This window comes from Clostridium vincentii (assembly GCF_002995745.1).
In the GTDB taxonomy this organism is placed as follows: domain Bacteria; phylum Bacillota; class Clostridia; order Clostridiales; family Clostridiaceae; genus Clostridium; species Clostridium vincentii.
Genome location: NZ_PVXQ01000010.1, coordinates 1 through 19,988 on the forward strand (window position 1 = coordinate 1; position 19,988 = coordinate 19,988).

Below are 19,988 nucleotides of genomic sequence, written 5' to 3' on the forward strand. Positions count from 1 at the left end.
CATAAATCCAACTCCATTCTTTTTATCTTAGCAATAAAATTATAATGGATAATTTATGTATTGGGGAGATGTTTTTACATCTCCTTTATTTTTTTGCTACCTTTGCCTACTAAAATTATACTCTAACACATAAGAATGACTTGAATATGATTATATTATTAAACATTACCAGTGGGACAACATATTATAATTAAAGCACTATTAGTTAGACTTATTATCTCTTGCACAAATATTTTATTTCTTTAAAAATAGATTAGTTAACCATGTAGTACACAGATTCATCCAAGTGGCTCCATTTGGATACACTCCCATACCACTATTTTCTTCATTAGCAAGTGATAATCCATGTGGACCCTCTGGATATATCTAACAATGGCTGTGGATGCTTGTTTGAAGCTACGCTATAAAATAAATCCAAACGCATGAAATCCTACAGAGTTAAATTTGAAGGGCTATTGGTTCAACCTCTCTGATAGATGTAAGTGTATCCCCCCGCCTGTACAAATTAAAACTGCTGCTCTTTTTTTATTTCCTTTAAGTATATAAGTATCCAAAGTTGGTCTTAAGTCATTATTCTTTTTATTTTCATATGGAAATTCACCACACAAATCAATAGTTTTATTTATCATATATATACCCTTTCAAATTCTACTGGAAAGCTTACTGTTCATCTTTAATTAAAATATAGCTTCACAATATTTACACAAGTTGTGAAATATTGTGAAGCCTCAACTTCTCTTATTAAATTATTTAATATTTATTAGACTTTTGTCAGCAATTAAAATTGGTGAATCATAAACAGGAATATCATTAAATGTATAAGTGTCACCTTTTTTACTCCATTTATCCGACGGTATTTCATAAATTCCACCGGTAATAACATCAACTAAAACAGGATTTTCAAAATTCCCGTTTGCAATAGTAACTTGCTGAGGTTTCATTTTATATACATCACTTGGAATAGCATCATCCATCCAAATTGTGAACAATTGCTTCTTTGATTCTTTATTACGGTATCCATATACAGAAACACTTCTGTCTGTTGTAATTGCATACTTTGTGTCTGAACCTGCTGCATCTATATTTCTAATAAGTTTTACATTGTCAATCTTTTCAAGTTTATCGTCAAAAATAGATGTTACGTTTTGAATTGCATAATAAGCAATCTTTGGTCTTACTGCTTTATTGTCTGGAGTCGATTCAATAATACCTTTAGTATTTTTTTTATTTATCGGTCCCTGTCCAGCATATTGCATTTCAATTATTCCAAACATGCTACACTCAACATCGTTTCCAAGATTTCCAAGCATTCTTCTTACATCCCATTTGGCCTGAGTTAATTCAGTCCATTTATTATCCCAAAGTGCTCCACCTGCATTACCTACTGAAGGTGCACCATTTTCACCTTGTCTCATTGTCATTCCCGGAGCATATTTATCAACTATTTGTCTCATCTTATATACATGATCATAATTTTCGTCAGGATTATAAGAATAGTCATGATACGTTACGTTATCAAACAATTCTATCTTGTTTTTATCTTTAAGAAGTTTAAAAAATCTCTCTATATAATCTACGTCAATATGTCCTATAGCAAGAGCTGTAATTCTTGCCTCTGGTTGAATATCCTTAATAATTTCTGCTGTAAAGATATTGAAGTCAGCAGTAACTTCTGGTGTATTTACTACGTTATCTGCAAAATTGGGTTCATTCCATACTTCCCAATCTTTAATTTTATCTTTATATCTTGTAACCATTGCTTTTACCCAATTTCCATAACCTTCTAATCCTTCTTTTGATAAAGGCATTCCTGCGCCTAAATTTTCACCACCGCCACCAGCATAAATCGAATTTCCATATCCAGTTTGCATCCACGGTTTAAATCCTCTACTTACGGCATCATCAATAGTTTTATCCATCCATGCCCAATCGTATACTCCTTTTGTTTTCTCCGTTTTAGCCCATCCACCCTGCATACGAAGTGTTTTAATACCTAATGGAGAAATATACTCTTTATACTGCTCATAATCAGTAAAATCACGATCCATTGTTTCACATCCAATAAACCAATTAGATGATTCTATTTCCTCGGTATTTTTTGATTTTACAGAACCAATATAAGGTAAATCAAACTTAATGTCAGGTTTTTTAATATTAAACCCTTTTATGTTATCTGAAGCCCTAGGACTAACATAATAAGTTTTATCTGTTTTGATATTATTATTATATATTACTACACTTCCTAAACAGAACATAAGTACTAGAGAAGCAGGTATGATAACTTTTTTTAAATACAATTTTTTCATTAATTAAATCCTCCTATAATTTTATTTATAAAGTTAACACGAATGTTAAAACACGACATTGATAGATTCTTTTGTAAAAGTATGAAACCCTTATCCTATCAATTCGTATACAATACCAATAATTCTAAAAACTCCTATTTAAAATATTGTTACACGCGTGATATTGTTATAATCAATTATACATTGTAAAGACCATCACTCTACTGTCATCAAAAAATAGCCTCAAATCTCCATGTCTGACTGTAAAAATCACCTAATACATAAGGTAATCCGACTCCAGCCTGCATAAGTTCATCTCCACCATAGACCTTACCAGTACCTATAAGCCTATAATCATAATTAGGGTTTAATCCCTGTAATTTTACCCAAATAAAAGGCGAGTTTGGACGTCCAAGCACTCTGAAGTACGCTGCGAAAGCTTCCTTCTTCTCCTCTGAAACAAACATCCAAGCTGTTTCATTCCCTTCAAATGGACTTAATAGTCTGTAGAAATCTCCAAATTGAATTAAACTTCTTACTTCCTTGTATTGCTCAATCTGCTTTCTGATTACATCCTTATCTTCTTCACCCATAGTTGTTAAATCAAATTCATAGCCAAAGTTTCCTGACATTGCTACATTGCATCTCATATCCATATTGGTTACTCTTTCAGTCTGACCGTTTGGTACTTCAGATATATGACAACACATTGCACTTGTTGGATACACTACAGTTGTTCCATATTGTATTTTTAATCTCTCAACTGCGTCTGTATCATCACTAGTCCAAGTTTGTGGCATATAATATAAAATTCCTGGATCAAAACGTCCGCCACCACCTGAACAGCTTTCAAATAAAATATGTGGAAATGCAGAAGTTATTTCTCCCATTATTCTGTATAGACCTAATATATACCTATGTGCAGTTTCTCTTTGTCTTTCTGCTGGAAGACACGCAGAACCTATTTCAGTCATATTTCTATTCATATCCCACTTAACATAAGTTATTTTAGCACTCTTAAGAACATCTGAGATTGATTTTATAACGTAATCACAAACTTCCACTCTTGATAGGTCAAGAATAAGTTGATTTCTTCCTTCAGTACGTCTTCTATCTGGAACATGTAAGCACCAGTTAGGGTGACTTCTGTATAGGTCGCTATTTGGTGATATCATTTCAGGCTCAACCCATAATCCAAACTCCATGCCATAACTTGTTATATCCTTAGCAAGCTGCACTAATCCTGCTGGAAGTTTATTTCTATCTACCACCCAATCTCCCAAAGAAGAATTATCAGCATCTCTCTTGCCAAACCATCCATCATCTAGTACAAAGAGTTCAATGCCTACTTCTTTACCAGCTTTAGCAATAGCCTTTATTTTGTCTGCATTAAATTTAAAAAAAGTTGCTTCCCAGTTATTAGCTAAAATTGGTCTTTCCTTATCTCTGAATTGCCCCCTGCAAAGTCTTGTACGGTATAACTTATGGTAAGTTCTTGACATTTCTCCAAGACCCTTGCCTGAATATACCATAACCACTTCAGGAGCTTGAAAACTTTGACCTTGTTCTAAAAGCCAACTGAAATCAAAATCATTTATCCCCATGTTTACACGAGTTGTGAAAAATTGGTCTACCTCAACCTCAGCAACAAAATTTCCACTGTATACAAGATTAAAGCCGTATACATCACCGTTTGTCTCTGTAGCATCTTTGCTTAGTAACGCAATAAAAGGATTTTGTTGTGCACTACTTGCACCCCTTCTGCTTTCAATAGATTGTATTCCTGGTCTTAAAGAAGTTCTTATCATATGTCTTTCTCTTGCCCAAGAACCTGATAAGTGAAGAAGATCAAAGTTATCATTTTTAAAGTCAACATTAGCACTTAATACCTTTAATAACTTTAATTTTTCATTTCCACTATTGATGTATTTAACTGAACGAGTGATAACATTAAGTTTTTCATATACTGTATATGTTAGAATAACATCAAGTTTTATAAGTGAATCTGTTAAAGTAATCTCTATAGTTTCTGCTTCCTCTAGACTTTCAACATAAGTTGAAGGTAATCCCTCAAGCGCTGGTTTACCCTTTAAAATCTTATGAGAACTATACCTTAAATCAGAAATAGTTGACCCATTTTCTAATTGAATATGGTATGCAGGATTTCTGTTGTCCGATGTACCATATGCTGGGTATTCCTGTGGAACACAATCTAAAGTAAGAGTTCTATCATCAGAATTTGGATGTGCTCCCCAAGCTCTTTCAACTTCAGGTATCTCAGCATAGTTTTCTGCATTTCTTAATTTATTTCCCCAGTAAATATGGGCAAAGTATCCATCTCTATATATCTTCATCATATAACTTGTATTTGCTGCTTGTAAATGAAACAGTTGCAGTTTTTCATCAAAAATAATAGCCATTATTCACTCTCCTATATAAAACTCCTTTTTCCATATTTCTACAATCTTGGATATACAATAACCTTACCAACACTTCATCCTTGCAATATTCAGGAATCAGTATCTCGCTGTACTCTAAATTTTTTGGAGATATTAGTACTTGTGCATACTATAAGAACTTCTGTTAATTTTCATTTTATATCCCACCCTATTCTTTAAATATCAAATATTTTCTTTATAAGAAATTCATATCCAATTTTACTTCTAGAATATTTATAATACCATGTTTGATAATGATTATTTTATGTGTAAATTACTTTTTTGTAGAAACTGAAAGTATGTTATTAATTCAGTATTAGTAATACAAAAAAATTCTAAACTATGACTGGAAATTAAATTTCCATTTATATATTACTATCAAATTTATTTACATATTCTGTACTTCAACAACGTTGAAGTATACTACCTTACCCCAATCCGTGCTTTTTATAGTTTGTTTTATAGTTGAACATGCAAGTTTCCCATCACTAAAATCAGATTTAAAGCAGAGTGTTATTCCTTGTTTCTTGCAAAATTTAAATTGTTTCTTATTTCCAATTTCAATATTCTCTACCATTTTAATTATTTCTTCCTGTTTTAAAGGGCAATTTACTAATATCATTATTCTTCCTCTTTTCATTGATTAAATCATAAAAAGCTGTAAGATTATTTCTAAAATACAATATGTATTACTCAAACATAATACATATTGTATCTGAAATATTATTACTATACTTTTCGTGATCTAATAATTATATATTTTATATTATGCGTAAGCCTTCACTAAGCTTGTACATCTTCTGAGTCTTGTTCATTCTTAAAGTTTAAGTTATCTTGTTTCTTAAAGAATGGAAGGTATATAAAGAATGCAATTATTAAAATTACTATTTGTAAAAGTGCTGTTTTCCATCCACCAATTATAAATCCAGATATTATTGCTGGGGTTGTCCAAGGAAGGATTACTCCTGCAAATGGTTCAACTAATCCCATAGCAATTGCAAAATAAGCTATTATCCCCGATATCACAGGTGTAATTATAAATGGAACTGCCATAAATGGATTCATTACTATAGGTGCTCCAAAAGTAACTGGTTCATTTATATTAAACACTCCTGGAAGTACCGCTAATTTTCCAAGTTGCTTAAATTGTGTTGATTTTGCAATAATTATCATACACAATACAAATGCAAATGTAATTCCAGATCCTGTTAAATTAATAAATAAATCTAGAAATTGTTGTGTTACAATATGTGCCCCATTTTCTAATGTAAGAGCTTTTCCACTAGTAAGTATAGCTTGATTTTCTAATGTATTTGACGTTAATATTGGACCCATTACGCCACCAACAATTGCAGCTCCATGTACTCCAAACCACCATAAGAAAGGAATTAAGAATGAAATAACTATAACTCCACCTAATGAATCTGTCATACCTTGTAGTGGTGTTTGTATTACTTTGTATATCCATTCAACAAAAGTTGTATTCAATCCATATCTAAAGAATATATAAATTGCTGTTGCACCTGTAATAATAGCGGCTGCTGGTATTAACGCTGTGAAAGAGTTAGCAACACCCGATGGTACAGCGTCTGGCATTTTAATTGTAATTTTATGTTTCATAAACCATGAATAAATTGCACCTACTATTATTCCAATTATGATGGCTGTAATCATACCTTGCCCACCAGTCCAGGTTTTAGGGATAACATTTCCTACTTTTTCTCCAGATTCAATCTTAACAAAACCATCTATAGTTATTATGAATACTACAAGTGATATTATTCCTGCTGGCAAAGGTTCATAACCTTCATTCTTTACATAAATGTATGCTATACCTATTGATGCAACTAAAGCCATAATTCCAAATGTAGCACCAAAAGTTTGCCATAATGGCTCTGACCAATTTCCTCCAAATACACTAGCCATCCAATCATTTACAGCTGGTATTGGGAATTGGGCAATTAATAAAAATAATGATCCTACTATAGTTAGTGGTAATGTGCTCATTATACCGTCTTTTAATGCAACTACCCCTTTTAAAGTAACAAATTTCATAACCAATGGTAGTACTTTTTCGTCAAAGAATTTTCCTAATGATGACATAATAATTCCTCCTTAAAATAAATAATTTTACCTTCTTAAAGTTTGTTATAAATATTTTGGGATTTTGTATTTCAAAATCAATCCCTTTAAAATTTTCTCCTCCTCCTTCTATTACTTTTCTATTTGAATTATATTTATGGTCAACGTATATAAGGTCATATTAGTTTGTATACATTTAACCATTCAATAAATTAATAGCCTCCTAATCATAGGTTCTTTATTGTCTAAATCGTTTTCAGAAAATTAATACCTTTCATCATGTGAATACTATATCTAATATTACTTCTAAGCAATTACTAATACCATGTGTAATACTGTCTTTTTCATGTACTATTCTGTTTTAAAAAGAAATTATTTTATATTTACAAATTTTAGAATTTATTTATTTGTAATATTTAAAGATATATAAAAATAAGAAAGGGCTGTTGACATGAATTATTTTTTAAATAATTCTTCAACAGCCCTTTTTTTAATTTATAATTATAATTCTTCACCATTTGTCTTTATTACATCTTGATACCAGTAGAAGCTATCCTTCTTGTAACGATCCATGGAAGCGCCTTCCTCTTCTTGACGATCTACATAAATGAAACCATAACGTTTTTGATATCCATTTTGCCAACTTAATAAATCTGTTATTGACCATGTGCAGTATGCAATTATTTCACAGCCTTCATTAACTGCTTCCTTCAATTCTTCTATATGAGCCTTTAAATATACTATACGATAATCATCATGAATTTTATTATCTTCAGTTTTCTTATCAAATGCTCCAAGTCCATTTTCAGATATAACTACAGGTAAATCATATCTACTAGTGATTGTTCTGCAGCACATTCTTATGCCCATCGGGTCTATAGTCCAATCCCAATCTGTAGTTTTTAGATGTGGATTCGCTGGATTCTTGTATAATCCAGGTTTTCCACTAATTTGTGATATACCCTTCTTACCTGTCGTATTTATTTCAGATGCTCCAACACCATCTATTGGATTATATTCAACAACCACTGTCTGATAGTAGTTTACTCCCATAAAGTCAACTTGTGCAGCTTCCTTCATAAGCTCCTCATCCCCATCTTCAAATTTCGGAGCAAAACCTTGAGCTTCTAAATACTTAAAGGCTGCCTTTGGATAATGACCATATGCATAAACATCCATCCACCAGAATGATTGTAGATCATCATAATCTGCCTTTGCCATAGCATTAATAGGATTACAATCAATGGCATAACTTGGGTTAAATGCAAAGCTTGCACCTATTTTACCTCCTGGAACTAATTTTCTAAATGCGAGAACCGCTTTGGCATGAGCTATATTTGCATGATGGTTTACTTGATAGAACATTTTCATGTCGTTTTTCTTTCCTGGGGGGTGTGCTGCAATTACCCATCCATTATTCGTAAATACGTTTTGTTCATTTAAAGTTATCCAGTACTTAACCTTCTTTCCGTATCGCTTGAATAAAGTTATTGCATAATTTTCATAATCATCAATTATATTTCTGCTTTCCCATCCACAATATTCTTCTTGAAGGGTTTGTGGCAAATCCCAGTGGTACATTGTAACCATAGGTTCTATTCCATACTTTAAACATTCATCAATCACATCATCATAGAATTGTAGACCCTTCTCATTAACTTGACCTTTTCCCTTTGGATAAATTCTTGGCCAAGAAACCGAGAATCTATAAGTTTTTAATCCCATTTCTGCCATTAATGCAATATCTTCTTTAAATCGATGATAATGGTCAACTGCCACATCACCTGTTGTAGCTTTAAATGTTTTTCCAGGAATTCTTACAAATTCATCCCAGTTGCTTCTTCCTTTTCCATCTTCTTCAGCAGCGCCTTCTACTTGATAAGCTGCAGATGCACTTCCCCATAGAAAATCTTCTTTAAATCCATGTTTTTCTTTAAAATACATTTGTCATCCTCCTAATGTGTACATATTTTTATACAAAAAAATCATACAAAAAACCTTTTACTGTTTTACAAACCTAGTCTAACATACTGCTTATAGAATTGTCTATACTAGTTATTTTTACAAATCAGTCTATTTTTTACATTTATTTTGTATTATTTACAAATAATCAGTTTAGTTCAAGTGCTAAACTGCCTTTGTTACTTTGCATTTTTTAGATAATAAACTTGAAAAAAATTTTTTTTATGTAATGAAAAGCAATAAAAAAACACCCTTAATTCATTGGCATACATCATATTGTATACCAATGAATTAAGAGCCCTACTATTGCAAATTTAGCATAGATTTTATTAGGTTTATTCATCAAATTTTTTTTATAGAAACACTCTTAATTTTATTCAAATACTTCATTTACAATTTGGTAAACATCAATTTTTGCTTCATTATCCCCAGCAATCCCAACAAAAGCACATCCGTAAACACTCTTTCCATGGGTATCCTTGTCTATACGTACAATCTTAACTATTGTATCAAAGGTTTCTTTTGTCCATAAAATAACATTAGCACTAAGAAATGTATCTATAGTAAATTCTTTTTCACTTTTAAAAGCTATCCCACCCTTTGATATGTTAGTTATCTGTACTTCGAAAGTTTCTTCATCTACTTCTTTAGCTTCTATAGCATTATTTATCCTTCTAACTTTGCTATTTTTTTCAATTCCTGTCCTTTTTGTTCTTCTTTTCTCTTCCATATAGCCTTCCCCCTAGAGTTAATTTTCTATCAATTGCTCAATATAACAATATTTTCTATTTAATCTAATTATAATAGTTTTTTTTTATCTTGCAATGAATTTCATATATAAAATATAAATTCCTCCAAACTAAATTTAGTTGGAGGAATTTTAATATTATCTTATTATTTTAGTCAAGTTTTTCTCTTCTACTAGTTGATTTCTTAAAGAACTCCATTAATCCTTCCTTGTCATTCTCATATATAGATTTTTTTATCAAATCTAACTGTAATTCGAAATTATTTATAGCTTTCAACAAATTATTCTTATTTCCCAGGAAAAGTTCGCTCCAAAGTTCTTCATTTATATTAGCTATACGTGTTAAATCCCTATAACTATCACCTATGAAATTCCCAGTTTCTCTTCCTTCTTCATCACTATTGATCAAGGCTACAGCCATAGCATGAGGTAATTGAGATGTGAATCCTATCATTTCATCATGCAATTCAGGACTTATTCTTCGTACCCTCTTAAATCCAATTTCAAAGGCTAATTTCTCAATAATTTGAATATTTTTTTCCTTATTCCTAGAAATCGGAGTTATTATATAATTTGCATTCTTAAATACTTGGGCTGTTGCAAAATCAATGCCTTTTTTTTCTCTACCTGCCATAGGATGCCCAAAAATAAACTCTACATCATCAGGCATAATCTCTAATATTTTGTCAATAAACATTCCCTTTATTCCAGTAGTATCCGTCACAATAGAGCCTTTTTTAAAATACTCCTTATTTCTTTCAACAAAATCAATTACTAACTTAGGATATATTGCCATGATAATTAAGTCTGCATTTTCAAAAAATTCTTTTCCCGAACTAGACCCGTCTTTAATTATGCCAAGTTTTTTAGCTTTTCTGAGGGTTTCTTCATCTATATCAACACCATATACATCCTTGTATCCTACACTATTAAGAGCCATTGCAAAAGAACCTCCAATTACACCAAGCCCAACTATTACAATATTCATTGATTCTCCCCCTAAATCTCTTTACCTTCCAATTTAGCTAATACTTTAATTTTATCCATTAAAATCTTGAAGTCTTCTGGCTTAATAGATTGTTGTCCATCACTTAAAGCATTTTCCGGGTCATTATGAACCTCTATCATGAGACCATCTGCACCTGCAACAATTGCCGCTTTAGCTAACGGTTCTACTAAGTACCTGTATCCAGCAGCATGACTTGGATCAACTATTATTGGTAAATGAGATAACTTTTTAACCACAGGGATAGCACTTAAATCTAAAGTGTTTCTTGTAGCAGTTTCAAAGGTTCTTATACCTCTTTCACATAAAATAATATTTTCATTTCCACCAGCCATAATATATTCAGCTGACATTAACCATTCCTCTATAGTTGCAGATAATCCTCTCTTTAAAAGAATAGGTGTTTTTGTTTTACCTACTTGCTTTAATAGATCGAAGTTCTGCATATTTCTTGCTCCAATTTGAATGACATCTACATTTTCTACAAACTCATCTATGTAATCTGTAGACATAAGTTCAGTTACTATTGCTAATCCGGTTTCCTTCTTTGCTAGCTTTAAAAGTCTAAGTCCGTCAAGTTCAAGTCCTTGAAAGCTATAAGGTGAGGTTCTTGGTTTAAAAGCCCCTCCCCTTAAGAAGTTACCACCAGCTGCTTTAACTGCCTTAGCTACCTCTATTATTTGCTCTTCTGATTCAACTGAGCATGGCCCAGCCATAATTCCTAAATGTTTTCCACCAACTTTAACTCCATTAACATCAATTATAGATGGTTCAGGCTTAAATAATATATTTGCCTTTTTGAAAGGTTCTTGTACCTTTAATACCTTATCTACTCCATCAATTCTTAATAACATATTATAGTCTAAAACCGATGTATCTCCAATGCATCCTATGATGCAATTTGTTGTACCATTTGAGAGATTAGTTAATAACCCCTTACTTTCTACTAAATCAATCACCTTTTTAATTTGTCTGTCCCCACACTTAGGGTTCATAATAATAATCATTTAATTTTCCTCCTATACTACATTTTTTTACTTTCCTACAATACTACTTTCCTACAATACTACTTTCCTACAATACTACTTTTCTGCAATACTACAATTTCATAGTCTTTCTTAGATCTTCTACGGTTTATTTTAATTCTCTATCATTTTATCCACCTACTTAATTAATAGAGCTTCCATAGCCATTATATATCCAAACTCACCAAAGCCACATATTTGACCAATACAAGCTGGTGCAGTTACAGATGTTTTTCTAAATTCTTCTCTAGCGTGAATATTTGATAAATGTATCTCCACAGTTGGTATGCTAACACCTTTTATAGCATCATGCAAAGCATAGCTATAATGAGTAAATGCCCCGGGGTTAATAATTATTCCATCATACTCTTCATAATAAGCTTTTTGAATACAATTAATTATCTCCCCTTCAATATTACTTTGAAATAACGTTATATCATTGCCTCTCTTTTTCCCCTCAGATTCGATATATTTACATACCTCCTCAAAGCTTTTCTTCCCATATACACCTTTTTCTCTAACACCTAACATATTTAAGTTAGGTCCATTAATCACCATAAGTTTCATACTTGTTTACTCCTTAATCTTATTCTGAAGTAATAACTTAATTTTCTTTATTACCTCTTTAACAGGCCCGCTATTCCCGATTATAACATGAGCAGCTTTTTTATACATGTTATATCTCTCATCATAGATCTCATATAATTTAAAGGTACCATCCTTAAGCAAAGGTCTAGAACTTACATTTACATCCTTTATTATATCTTCAACTGATCTATCAATAAAAAGAATTACACAATCCTTCTGAAAGGCTTCAATATTTTCATCCTTTTTCACAACACCTCCACCACAAGATATAATTATTCTTTCTTTCTTTACCAAATCAATGCAGGCTTTAGATTCCCATTCTCTAAAAACTTCCTCACCTTCATTAAAAAGTTCTGGGATAGTCTTATCTGAAATTTTTTCAATATAACTATCCATATCACAGAAATTATATTGAAGTTCCTTAGCAAGAAGTTTCCCAAGGGTAGTTTTTCCACAACCTGGCATACCTATTATGGCTATTTTATTCTTCACAGACTCCATTAAATCTCCCCCTATTTAAATTGCTTCTCTAACTCTTCATAGATATTTTTAAGCACTGAAGAATCTATTTTTATATCTTGCCATATTTCCTGGGACTTAACCCCTTGCCCAACTAACATATATAAGCCGCCACAAATATCCTTGCCTAAAGTTTCACCTATTTTTAAGAACTCTGTCATTCCTGGATTATATACTATATCTACAAGAGTTTTATAATTTTCAATTACCTCTTTAGACACTGGGGATACTCCTATTTTAGGATACATACCTATAGGGGTAGTGTTAATTAAAATATCTCCACCTATTTTCTTAAGATCCTCATAATCTATTAGCTTAACCTTAGAATTAATATTTTCACTGTTTTCTTTATTTCTAGTTACTAAATATAAACTTTTAATCCCCTTATCCAAAAGATAAGTGATTATTGCCTTAGCTGCTCCACCATTACCTAAAACAGTAGCTACCTTATCCTTAAGCTTTATATTATTAATATCAAGCATACTACCAAATCCATAATAATCACTATTATACCCATAAAGCTTATTATCTTTATTCAATATAGTATTAACTGCTCCAATTTTTTTTGCTTCCTCAGATATAACATCAAGATCTTCCATAACAATTTTCTTATAAGGAATAGTTACGTTAACGCCCTTAATCTTAAGTAGCTTTAACGCATGTCCAAGGTTTCCTATATCCTCTTTAGGAATTTCAAAAAGCTTGTATCCCCCATCTATATTTAATTGTTCAAATATTCTTTTATGTATTTCAGGAGAGAGACTATGAGATAATTTCTCTCCAACTAATCCGTAAAACTCCATAAATACTCTCCTAAACTTTATATTTTTTTCTTATAAGCACCTAATAGTTTAAAATATCCAGAATTTTTCTCAATTAGCTTCAAAGCATTCAGAACCTCTTCACTATCAATATCACCTTCAAAATCTACGTATAAGAAATATTTCCAAGGAGTATCCTTAGTAGGTCTTGACTCGATTTTTATCATGTTAATATTATTCTCTGCGAAATATCTAAGTAATCTATAAAGTGTACCTGCTTCATTTTCAAGAGAAAAAACAACACTAACTTTATCTGCATCCTTCACTACTTTTAATTCCTTTGAAATAACTATAAATCTTGTATTATTATCTTTTTGATTATTAATACATTCCTCTATAATTTCAAGTCCATAAATACTAGCTGCGCGACTACTTGCAATTGCAACCTTAGTATTATCTGATAAATCCTTAATTAACTTTGCGCTAGTTGATGTATTATGGAAGGGTATAAGCTTCCAATTTTCATATTTCTTTAGAAATTCACTACTTTGTTCAATTCCTTGTGGATGGGAGTATACCTCTTTAATCTTATCTAAGTTAGTATCTTTAAGCCCTACTAAATGTTGTTGAATTTTTAAATACTCTTCGCCAACTATGTAAAACCCATACTTTTTCAGAAGATCATAATTTTGTGAAATAGCGCCTGTTGAAGAATTCTCTATAGGAATAATTCCATAATATATTTCATCTTTTTCAAGAGCCTTAAATATATCCTCAAAATCTTCATAGTAAGATTTCTCTATTTTATCTCCAAAGAATTTAGTAGCAGCTTCCTCTGTAAAAGAACCTGAAACTCCTGGAAACCCAATTCTTCTACTTTTATCAATTGCTGATCTTTCAACTTTAACTTCTGCTAATTTTTTTATATCATCAATTTTTCTTCTTTGAAGCGCCTTACCTATTTCCATGGTAGCATTAAAGAATTTTACTACTTCATCACCATAATCCTTATTTATAAGGTTAGACTTAGCATTTTCAAAAACAATATCTTCTCTATTCTTATGAAAAATTTGAACATTATTTTCTTTTTTGTAATTAGCTACCTTAAGAACCATGTCCATTCTTTTTTCAAATAAGATAGTTAGTTCCCTATCTATTCTATCTATTTCTACCCTATAATCCTCTAAAGATTCCATCCATCTCTCCCCTTCATTAAATCAAGTATTCCAATAGCTGTTACTGCTTCTATAACAGGAATTGCCCTTTGAACTATACAGGGGTCATGTCTTCCTTCAATAACTAGATTTTCATCTTTCTTCTTCTCAATATTAACTGTTTTTTGTTTTTTTGCTATTGATGCAGTTGGTTTAATGGCAGCTTTAAATATTATTGGCATTCCATTTGTTATACCACCTAATATTCCACCATTATTATTTGTGCTTGTTTTTACCTTATCATCTTCATAATAAAGTTCATCATTACTTTCAGATCCATAAAGCTTAGTAATTCCAAAGCCCATTCCGAATTCAACACCCTTTACAGCAGGGACTGAAAATAATAAATGGGATAATGTAGACTCCATGGAGTCAAAGAAGGGATCTCCAATGCCAGCTTCTATTCCAACTACTGCACATTCAATTATTCCTCCCACAGAATCTCCTTGATCTTTAGCTTCTAGAATTGTCTTTCTCATCAATTCTTCCTTTGATCTATCAATTAAAGGCAATTCTAAATCTCTTAATGATATAACTTGTTCCTTAGAAACATTAATATAATCAAAAGCTTTATCCTTAACATTTCTTATGCTTTTAATATGAGCTCCTATCTCTATACCTTTTTTAGCTAATATCTGTTTGCATATTGCTCCACAAAATACTAAAGGGGCTGTTATTCTTCCTGAGAAATGGCCTCCACCTCTGTAATCATTAAAGCCTGCATATCTAATATTTCCAGTATAATCGGCATGACCAGGTCTCATTAATTCCTTAATCTCTCCATAATCCTTGGATCTGGTATCACTATTTCTAACAATTGCACATAAAGGAGTTCCTGTTGTTTTTCCATTAAAAAATCCACTTAGGATTTCAGGTATGTCCCCTTCTTTTCTTGCTGTAGATAAATCATTTCTACCTGGCGCTCTTCTCTTCATTTCCTTATCTATTTGTTCTAAATTTAATTCAACTCCCGAAGGAAGCCCACTAATAGTAATTCCAATCGCATTCCCATGAGACTCTCCAAAAATAGAAATTTTCAAATTATTTCCCCATACTCCACTCATCAAAACTTCCTCCTAACATCTTAAAATCTTCAAAAAAGTGCGGATATGATTTTGATACACATTCATACTCTTCTAATATAATAGGTTCCTTGCACTTAATAGATGCTATAGCTAAGCTCATTGCTATTCTATGATCCTTATGGCTCCAAACATTAACTCCACCATTAAATTCTTTAACTCCATCTATAATTAAGCCCTCAGGTTTTTCCTCTATTTTTGCACCTAATTTATTTAATTCTAATGTAACTGCATTTAATCTATCACATTCCTTAATTCTAAGTCTTCCTGCATTTATTATCTCCGTCCTACCTTCACTGAGTGCTGCAACAACTGCTAAAACAGGAATTATATCAGGGCATTGTGATGCATCAATTAATGTACTCTTCAAGACCTGAACCTTGCCCTTAGTATGTTTTTCTTCCTTAATAATAGACACTCCCATTCTAGTTAAAATATCGATTACTTCTTTATCTCCTTGAAGAGAATCTTCCTTTAAATCTAAAATATTAACATCTGCGCCTATTGCATCTGCTGATAAGAAAAAGGCACCTTGAGAATAATCTCCTTCGACTCTATAATCTTTACTTTTATAGTTTTGATTTCCTTTAATAATAAATTCCTTATAATCTTTATTAATAATTTTTATTCCAAAATCCTTCATTGCAGATAGCGTTAAATCTATATATCCTTTAGATTCTAGCTCAGTAGTGATTATTATTTTTGAATTCCCTTGAAGCAATGGTAATGCAAATAATAATCCAGTTATAAACTGAGAACTTATATTTCCCTTAACTTCAAATTCTCCTGATTTTAACTGTCCTGAAGTAACTAAATCAAGAATATCTTCTTTATATTTATATTCTATCTTTTGTGCATCAAAGATTTCATAATAGGTATTTAAAGGTCTCTTTCCAAGGTTACCTCTTCCTACAAATCTTGTAACGCCTTCAAATGCCAATGCAATAGGAATAAGAAATCTTAGAGTAGATCCTGATTCATTACAATCGATAACCCTTTCATAATCTCTATCTAATGATAAGTCCTTAGAATTAATTCCTTTAACTTCTATATACTCCGAATTATTATTAATAATTGCTCCTATGGATCTCATAGCATCAATTGTAGCTATTATATCATCTGAAAGGTCAATGTTTGTAATTTTACTTACACTGTCCCCTAATGCTGCACATATAAGTGCCCTATGAGCCATACTTTTTGACGGTGGAATTTTAACTTCTCCCTTAAGGTTTTTAGGATAAAGTTTCAAGCTTCCCATTATTTCACCCCCTTAAAAAATTCTGGTATAGTATCGTATATTATACTTTCCCCAATGTCTTTTATTACAATTATCTTTAATACTTTTCCCATATTCTTTTTATCCAACGCTATGGTATCCAATATGATATCATTATTCTCAATATCAACCTCATAAGGAAGTCCATAATTAATTAAAATCTCTTTTATTTCCTGCGCTACTCCCTTTTTAGTTAAGCCTTCATTTTCACTTTTCAATGTTATATTATACATTCCTATACCAACCGCTTCACCATGGCTATATCCTGTAAAATTATAATATTTTTCTACTGCATGACCTAGAGTATGACCAAAATTCAGTAACATTCTCTCCCCTAAATCTCTCTCATCAATTTCTACTACAATCTTTTTTATCAAGCAGCAATTATAAATAATTTCTTCAATATTATCCATAACCTGAGCTCTATTTTTTAATGATTTTAACTTATAGAAGAACTCTCTGTCTTTAATGCAGCCATATTTTATTACTTCTCCCATTCCATCTTTATAAAACTTATCTGATAGGGTATTTAAAACTTCAGCATCAATATAAACAGCCTTAGGTTGATAAAAACTTCCCACTAGATTTTTACCCCTCTCAAGATCAACTGCAACCTTACCTCCAACAGAGCTATCTACCTGGGCAACTATGGAAGTTGGAACCTGTATAAAAGGCACTCCTCTTAAAAATGAAGCAGCTGCAAAACCTCCTAAGTCTCCAATAACTCCTCCACCCAAGGTTATTATAAGATCCTTCCTAGTTATTTTAAAATCTAGCAATTCATCGTATATACTTGGAAGAGTATTAAAGGACTTTGTGGCCTCGCCTGGCTCAAGAACCATAAATTTAGTCATAAATCCAGCCTTTTCTAGAGACTTTTTAAGTTTATTTCCATAATGCTTATTTACATTTTTATCAGTTAGAACAAAAATTTTCTCTCCATTATAAATGCTTTTTATCTTTTCGCCTAACAGACTTAGTATTCCTTTTTCAATAAAGATGTCATAACTATTTTCTTGTAGATCTACATGTAGTTTTCTTTCCATCTTCGCTCATCCTTTATATTAGATTTATCTCTCTTCTCTCCCTGGGTTTAAACATCCTGTCATCTTTTTCCCCCTTAGTTTTATGGTTTTTATCTATTTAAATATAAAAAAAGAGAACCCACTAATGAGTTCTCTAGAATCGTCTTTGTATATAAATACTTTTATAGATATATAAAAACTACTCACTCATTAGAAATGAATTATTCTTTTTTTTGCAAAACAAATAGCCAGCGCTAAAATAAAAGCCCCAGAAGCTAAAGTAAAAAAAGCTATACATTTTCGCTATTGTTTTCCTAATAATTCCTTCCATAATGTCCTCCGTTATTATATATTTAGTATTTTCTTAATTTTAATATCAATACTTCATTAATTATCTTTCTTTTTTTCTTATTATATCAAACTGGCTATAAGTGTCAATATATTTCTGCAAATTCTTATAGAATAGGAGCAATTAATCTCATTAACGACTCTTTAATTTTAATTCCTATACCTCTATTGTGATATCCTTCCTTTGTTATTAATACAGAAAATTCTACATCTCTATAAAATTGCTCTTCCAAATTTTTAGCTATTCTATCATCAAATATAAAGGCATTTACTTCAAAATTTAATTTAAAGCTTCTAATATCCATGTTGGCAGTACCAATTGAAGATACTTGCCCATCTACAACAATACTCTTAGCATGAATAAATCCGTTTCTATAGCTATATATTTTTACTCCAATATCTAGTAGCACACCAATATATGAGCTAGCTGCCCATTTCATGAAAATATGATCTGGATTTCCTGGTATTATTATTCTCACATCAACTCCTGATAAGGCAGATAACTTTAAAGCTTCAAGCATTGGCTCATCAGGTACAAAATAAGGAGTTTCTAAATAGATTGTCCTTTTAGCATTGTTGATCATTTTTAAATAACCATGTTTTATATACTCTTCCTTATGATCCGGACCACTTGTAACTATTTGTATACCCACATCACCATCTTCACATCTTTCTTGAGAATAGAATATAGAAAAGTCTTCTATATTTTCTCCTGATGCATAACACCAGTCAAGTAAAAATCTATCAGTTAAATCCTTAATAGCAGATCCCTTAATCCTTATATGAGTATCTCTCCAAAAGCCAATCTTTTTATCTTGATTAATATATTCTTTTCCTACATTAAAACCACCAGTATAAGCATATTCTCCATCTATTATAACCATTTTCCTATGGTTTCTATAGTTAATACGCGTATTAATATGAGGAAGTATTCCTGGAAAGAACATTTCAAATTTCCCGCCATTTTTAATTAATCTTTTCATTGATCTTTTAGTAATTGTATAAGATCCCATACTATCTACTAGAAATCTTACCTCTACTCCTTGGGCTGCTTTTTTTTCTAAAATCTTTATTATTTTCTTCCCAAGACTATCTCTTTTAAATATGTAATATTGTATATGGATGAATTTTTTTGCTTTTTCTAAATCTTTTATTAGATTTTCAAATTTATCTTCCCCATCATAGTAAATATCAACCTTATTTTTTTTAGTGTATTTACTTCCACAATGATTATAATTCATTATCCTTAAGTCTGAAAATTCTCCAGAGTCATGTTCCCCTTCTTTTTCTTTAGAAGAATTCTTTGATTGCTCTCTTTTTTTCTCTTCATCTTTTACTATCTTTTTTTTAAATATTTTTTCTCTACTTAAATTCTGTCCAAGCAAAAGATATGCAACAGACCCTAATCCAGGTAGAATAATCATAATTAATAGCCATGCCCAAGTAGTTGATGAATCTTTTTTTTCTATAAATACTAAATAAAGACTTAGTAATACATTAATAACTACTATTATTACCCCTATAAGCAACCAAATATTCATTAATATTTCTCCTTTAAGCGAACGCATGTAAATTGGGTTTCATTACAACCTTTATAAGATTATATATTTTTTCTCCATAATAGGCAAA

General features: G+C 31.3%; 17 protein-coding genes. All 17 read right to left on the reverse strand.

The features are described from left to right. Nucleotides 1–452 precede the first annotated feature (452 nt). A complete protein-coding gene (locus CLVI_RS17405) occupies nt 453–629 on the reverse strand; it encodes a hypothetical protein (protein WP_170065607.1) in 177 nt (58 codons plus the stop codon). A gap of 117 nt (nt 630–746) precedes the next feature. Continuing rightward, nucleotides 747–2,306, reverse strand: coding sequence for a glycoside hydrolase family protein (locus CLVI_RS06195; protein ID WP_207655334.1), 1,560 nt, complete (start codon nt 2,304–2,306; stop codon nt 747–749). A 209-nt stretch (nt 2,307–2,515) separates the two neighbouring features. Further along, nucleotides 2,516–4,705, reverse strand: coding sequence for an alpha-galactosidase (locus CLVI_RS06200; protein ID WP_106059246.1), 2,190 nt, complete (start codon nt 4,703–4,705; stop codon nt 2,516–2,518). Nucleotides 4,706–5,111: 406 nt separating this feature from the next. After that, the gene (locus CLVI_RS06205) at nt 5,112–5,345 is read right to left on the reverse strand and encodes a hypothetical protein (RefSeq protein WP_106059247.1); all 234 of its coding nucleotides are present in this window, start codon (nt 5,343–5,345) and stop codon (nt 5,112–5,114) included. A 161-nt stretch (nt 5,346–5,506) separates the two neighbouring features. Continuing rightward, on the reverse strand, nt 5,507–6,826 hold the full coding sequence (locus CLVI_RS06210; protein WP_106059248.1) for a PTS sugar transporter subunit IIC: 1,320 nt from the start codon (nt 6,824–6,826) through the stop codon (nt 5,507–5,509). A 480-nt stretch (nt 6,827–7,306) separates the two neighbouring features. Continuing rightward, nucleotides 7,307–8,749, reverse strand: coding sequence for a glycoside hydrolase family 1 protein (locus CLVI_RS06215; RefSeq protein WP_106059249.1), 1,443 nt, complete (start codon nt 8,747–8,749; stop codon nt 7,307–7,309). A 391-nt stretch (nt 8,750–9,140) separates the two neighbouring features. After that, entirely contained in the window at nt 9,141–9,497 is a 357-nt protein-coding gene (locus tag CLVI_RS06220; RefSeq protein WP_106059250.1) for a PilZ domain-containing protein, read from the reverse strand. Between the two features lie 169 nt (nt 9,498–9,666). Then, complete coding sequence (locus CLVI_RS06225) at nt 9,667–10,503, reverse strand: prephenate dehydrogenase (protein WP_106059251.1); 837 nt, start codon at nt 10,501–10,503, stop codon at nt 9,667–9,669. Between the two features lie 11 nt (nt 10,504–10,514). Next, nucleotides 10,515–11,528 (reverse strand): 3-deoxy-7-phosphoheptulonate synthase, encoded by a 1,014-nt coding sequence (gene aroF, locus CLVI_RS06230; protein WP_106059252.1) that lies wholly within the window; start codon nt 11,526–11,528, stop codon nt 10,515–10,517. Between the two features lie 156 nt (nt 11,529–11,684). Then, entirely contained in the window at nt 11,685–12,113 is a 429-nt protein-coding gene (gene aroQ, locus CLVI_RS06235; protein ID WP_106059253.1) for a type II 3-dehydroquinate dehydratase, read from the reverse strand. A gap of 6 nt (nt 12,114–12,119) precedes the next feature. Continuing rightward, entirely contained in the window at nt 12,120–12,635 is a 516-nt protein-coding gene (locus tag CLVI_RS06240; protein ID WP_242980585.1) for a shikimate kinase, read from the reverse strand. Nucleotides 12,636–12,646: 11 nt separating this feature from the next. Continuing rightward, nucleotides 12,647–13,456, reverse strand: a complete 810-nt coding sequence (locus CLVI_RS06245) for a shikimate dehydrogenase family protein (protein ID WP_106059254.1) — start codon at nt 13,454–13,456, stop codon at nt 12,647–12,649. Nucleotides 13,457–13,473: 17 nt separating this feature from the next. Further along, on the reverse strand, nt 13,474–14,610 hold the full coding sequence (gene pheA, locus CLVI_RS06250; RefSeq protein ID WP_106059255.1) for a prephenate dehydratase: 1,137 nt from the start codon (nt 14,608–14,610) through the stop codon (nt 13,474–13,476). Then, nucleotides 14,598–15,692: a chorismate synthase gene (gene aroC, locus CLVI_RS06255; RefSeq protein ID WP_106059256.1), complete on the reverse strand. Its 1,095-nt coding sequence runs from the start codon at nt 15,690–15,692 to the stop codon at nt 14,598–14,600. The genes pheA and aroC overlap by 13 nt, the downstream gene beginning before the upstream one ends. After that, entirely contained in the window at nt 15,670–16,968 is a 1,299-nt protein-coding gene (aroA, locus tag CLVI_RS06260) for a 3-phosphoshikimate 1-carboxyvinyltransferase (protein WP_106059257.1), read from the reverse strand. Before aroA ends, aroC begins: the two co-directional genes overlap by 23 nt. Beyond that, a complete protein-coding gene (gene aroB, locus CLVI_RS06265) occupies nt 16,968–18,032 on the reverse strand; it encodes a 3-dehydroquinate synthase (RefSeq protein ID WP_106059258.1) in 1,065 nt (354 codons plus the stop codon). The genes aroA and aroB overlap by 1 nt, the downstream gene beginning before the upstream one ends. Before the next feature lie 434 nt (nt 18,033–18,466). Beyond that, nucleotides 18,467–19,900, reverse strand: a complete 1,434-nt coding sequence (gene cls, locus CLVI_RS06270) for a cardiolipin synthase (protein WP_106059259.1) — start codon at nt 19,898–19,900, stop codon at nt 18,467–18,469. Nucleotides 19,901–19,988 lie beyond the last annotated feature (88 nt).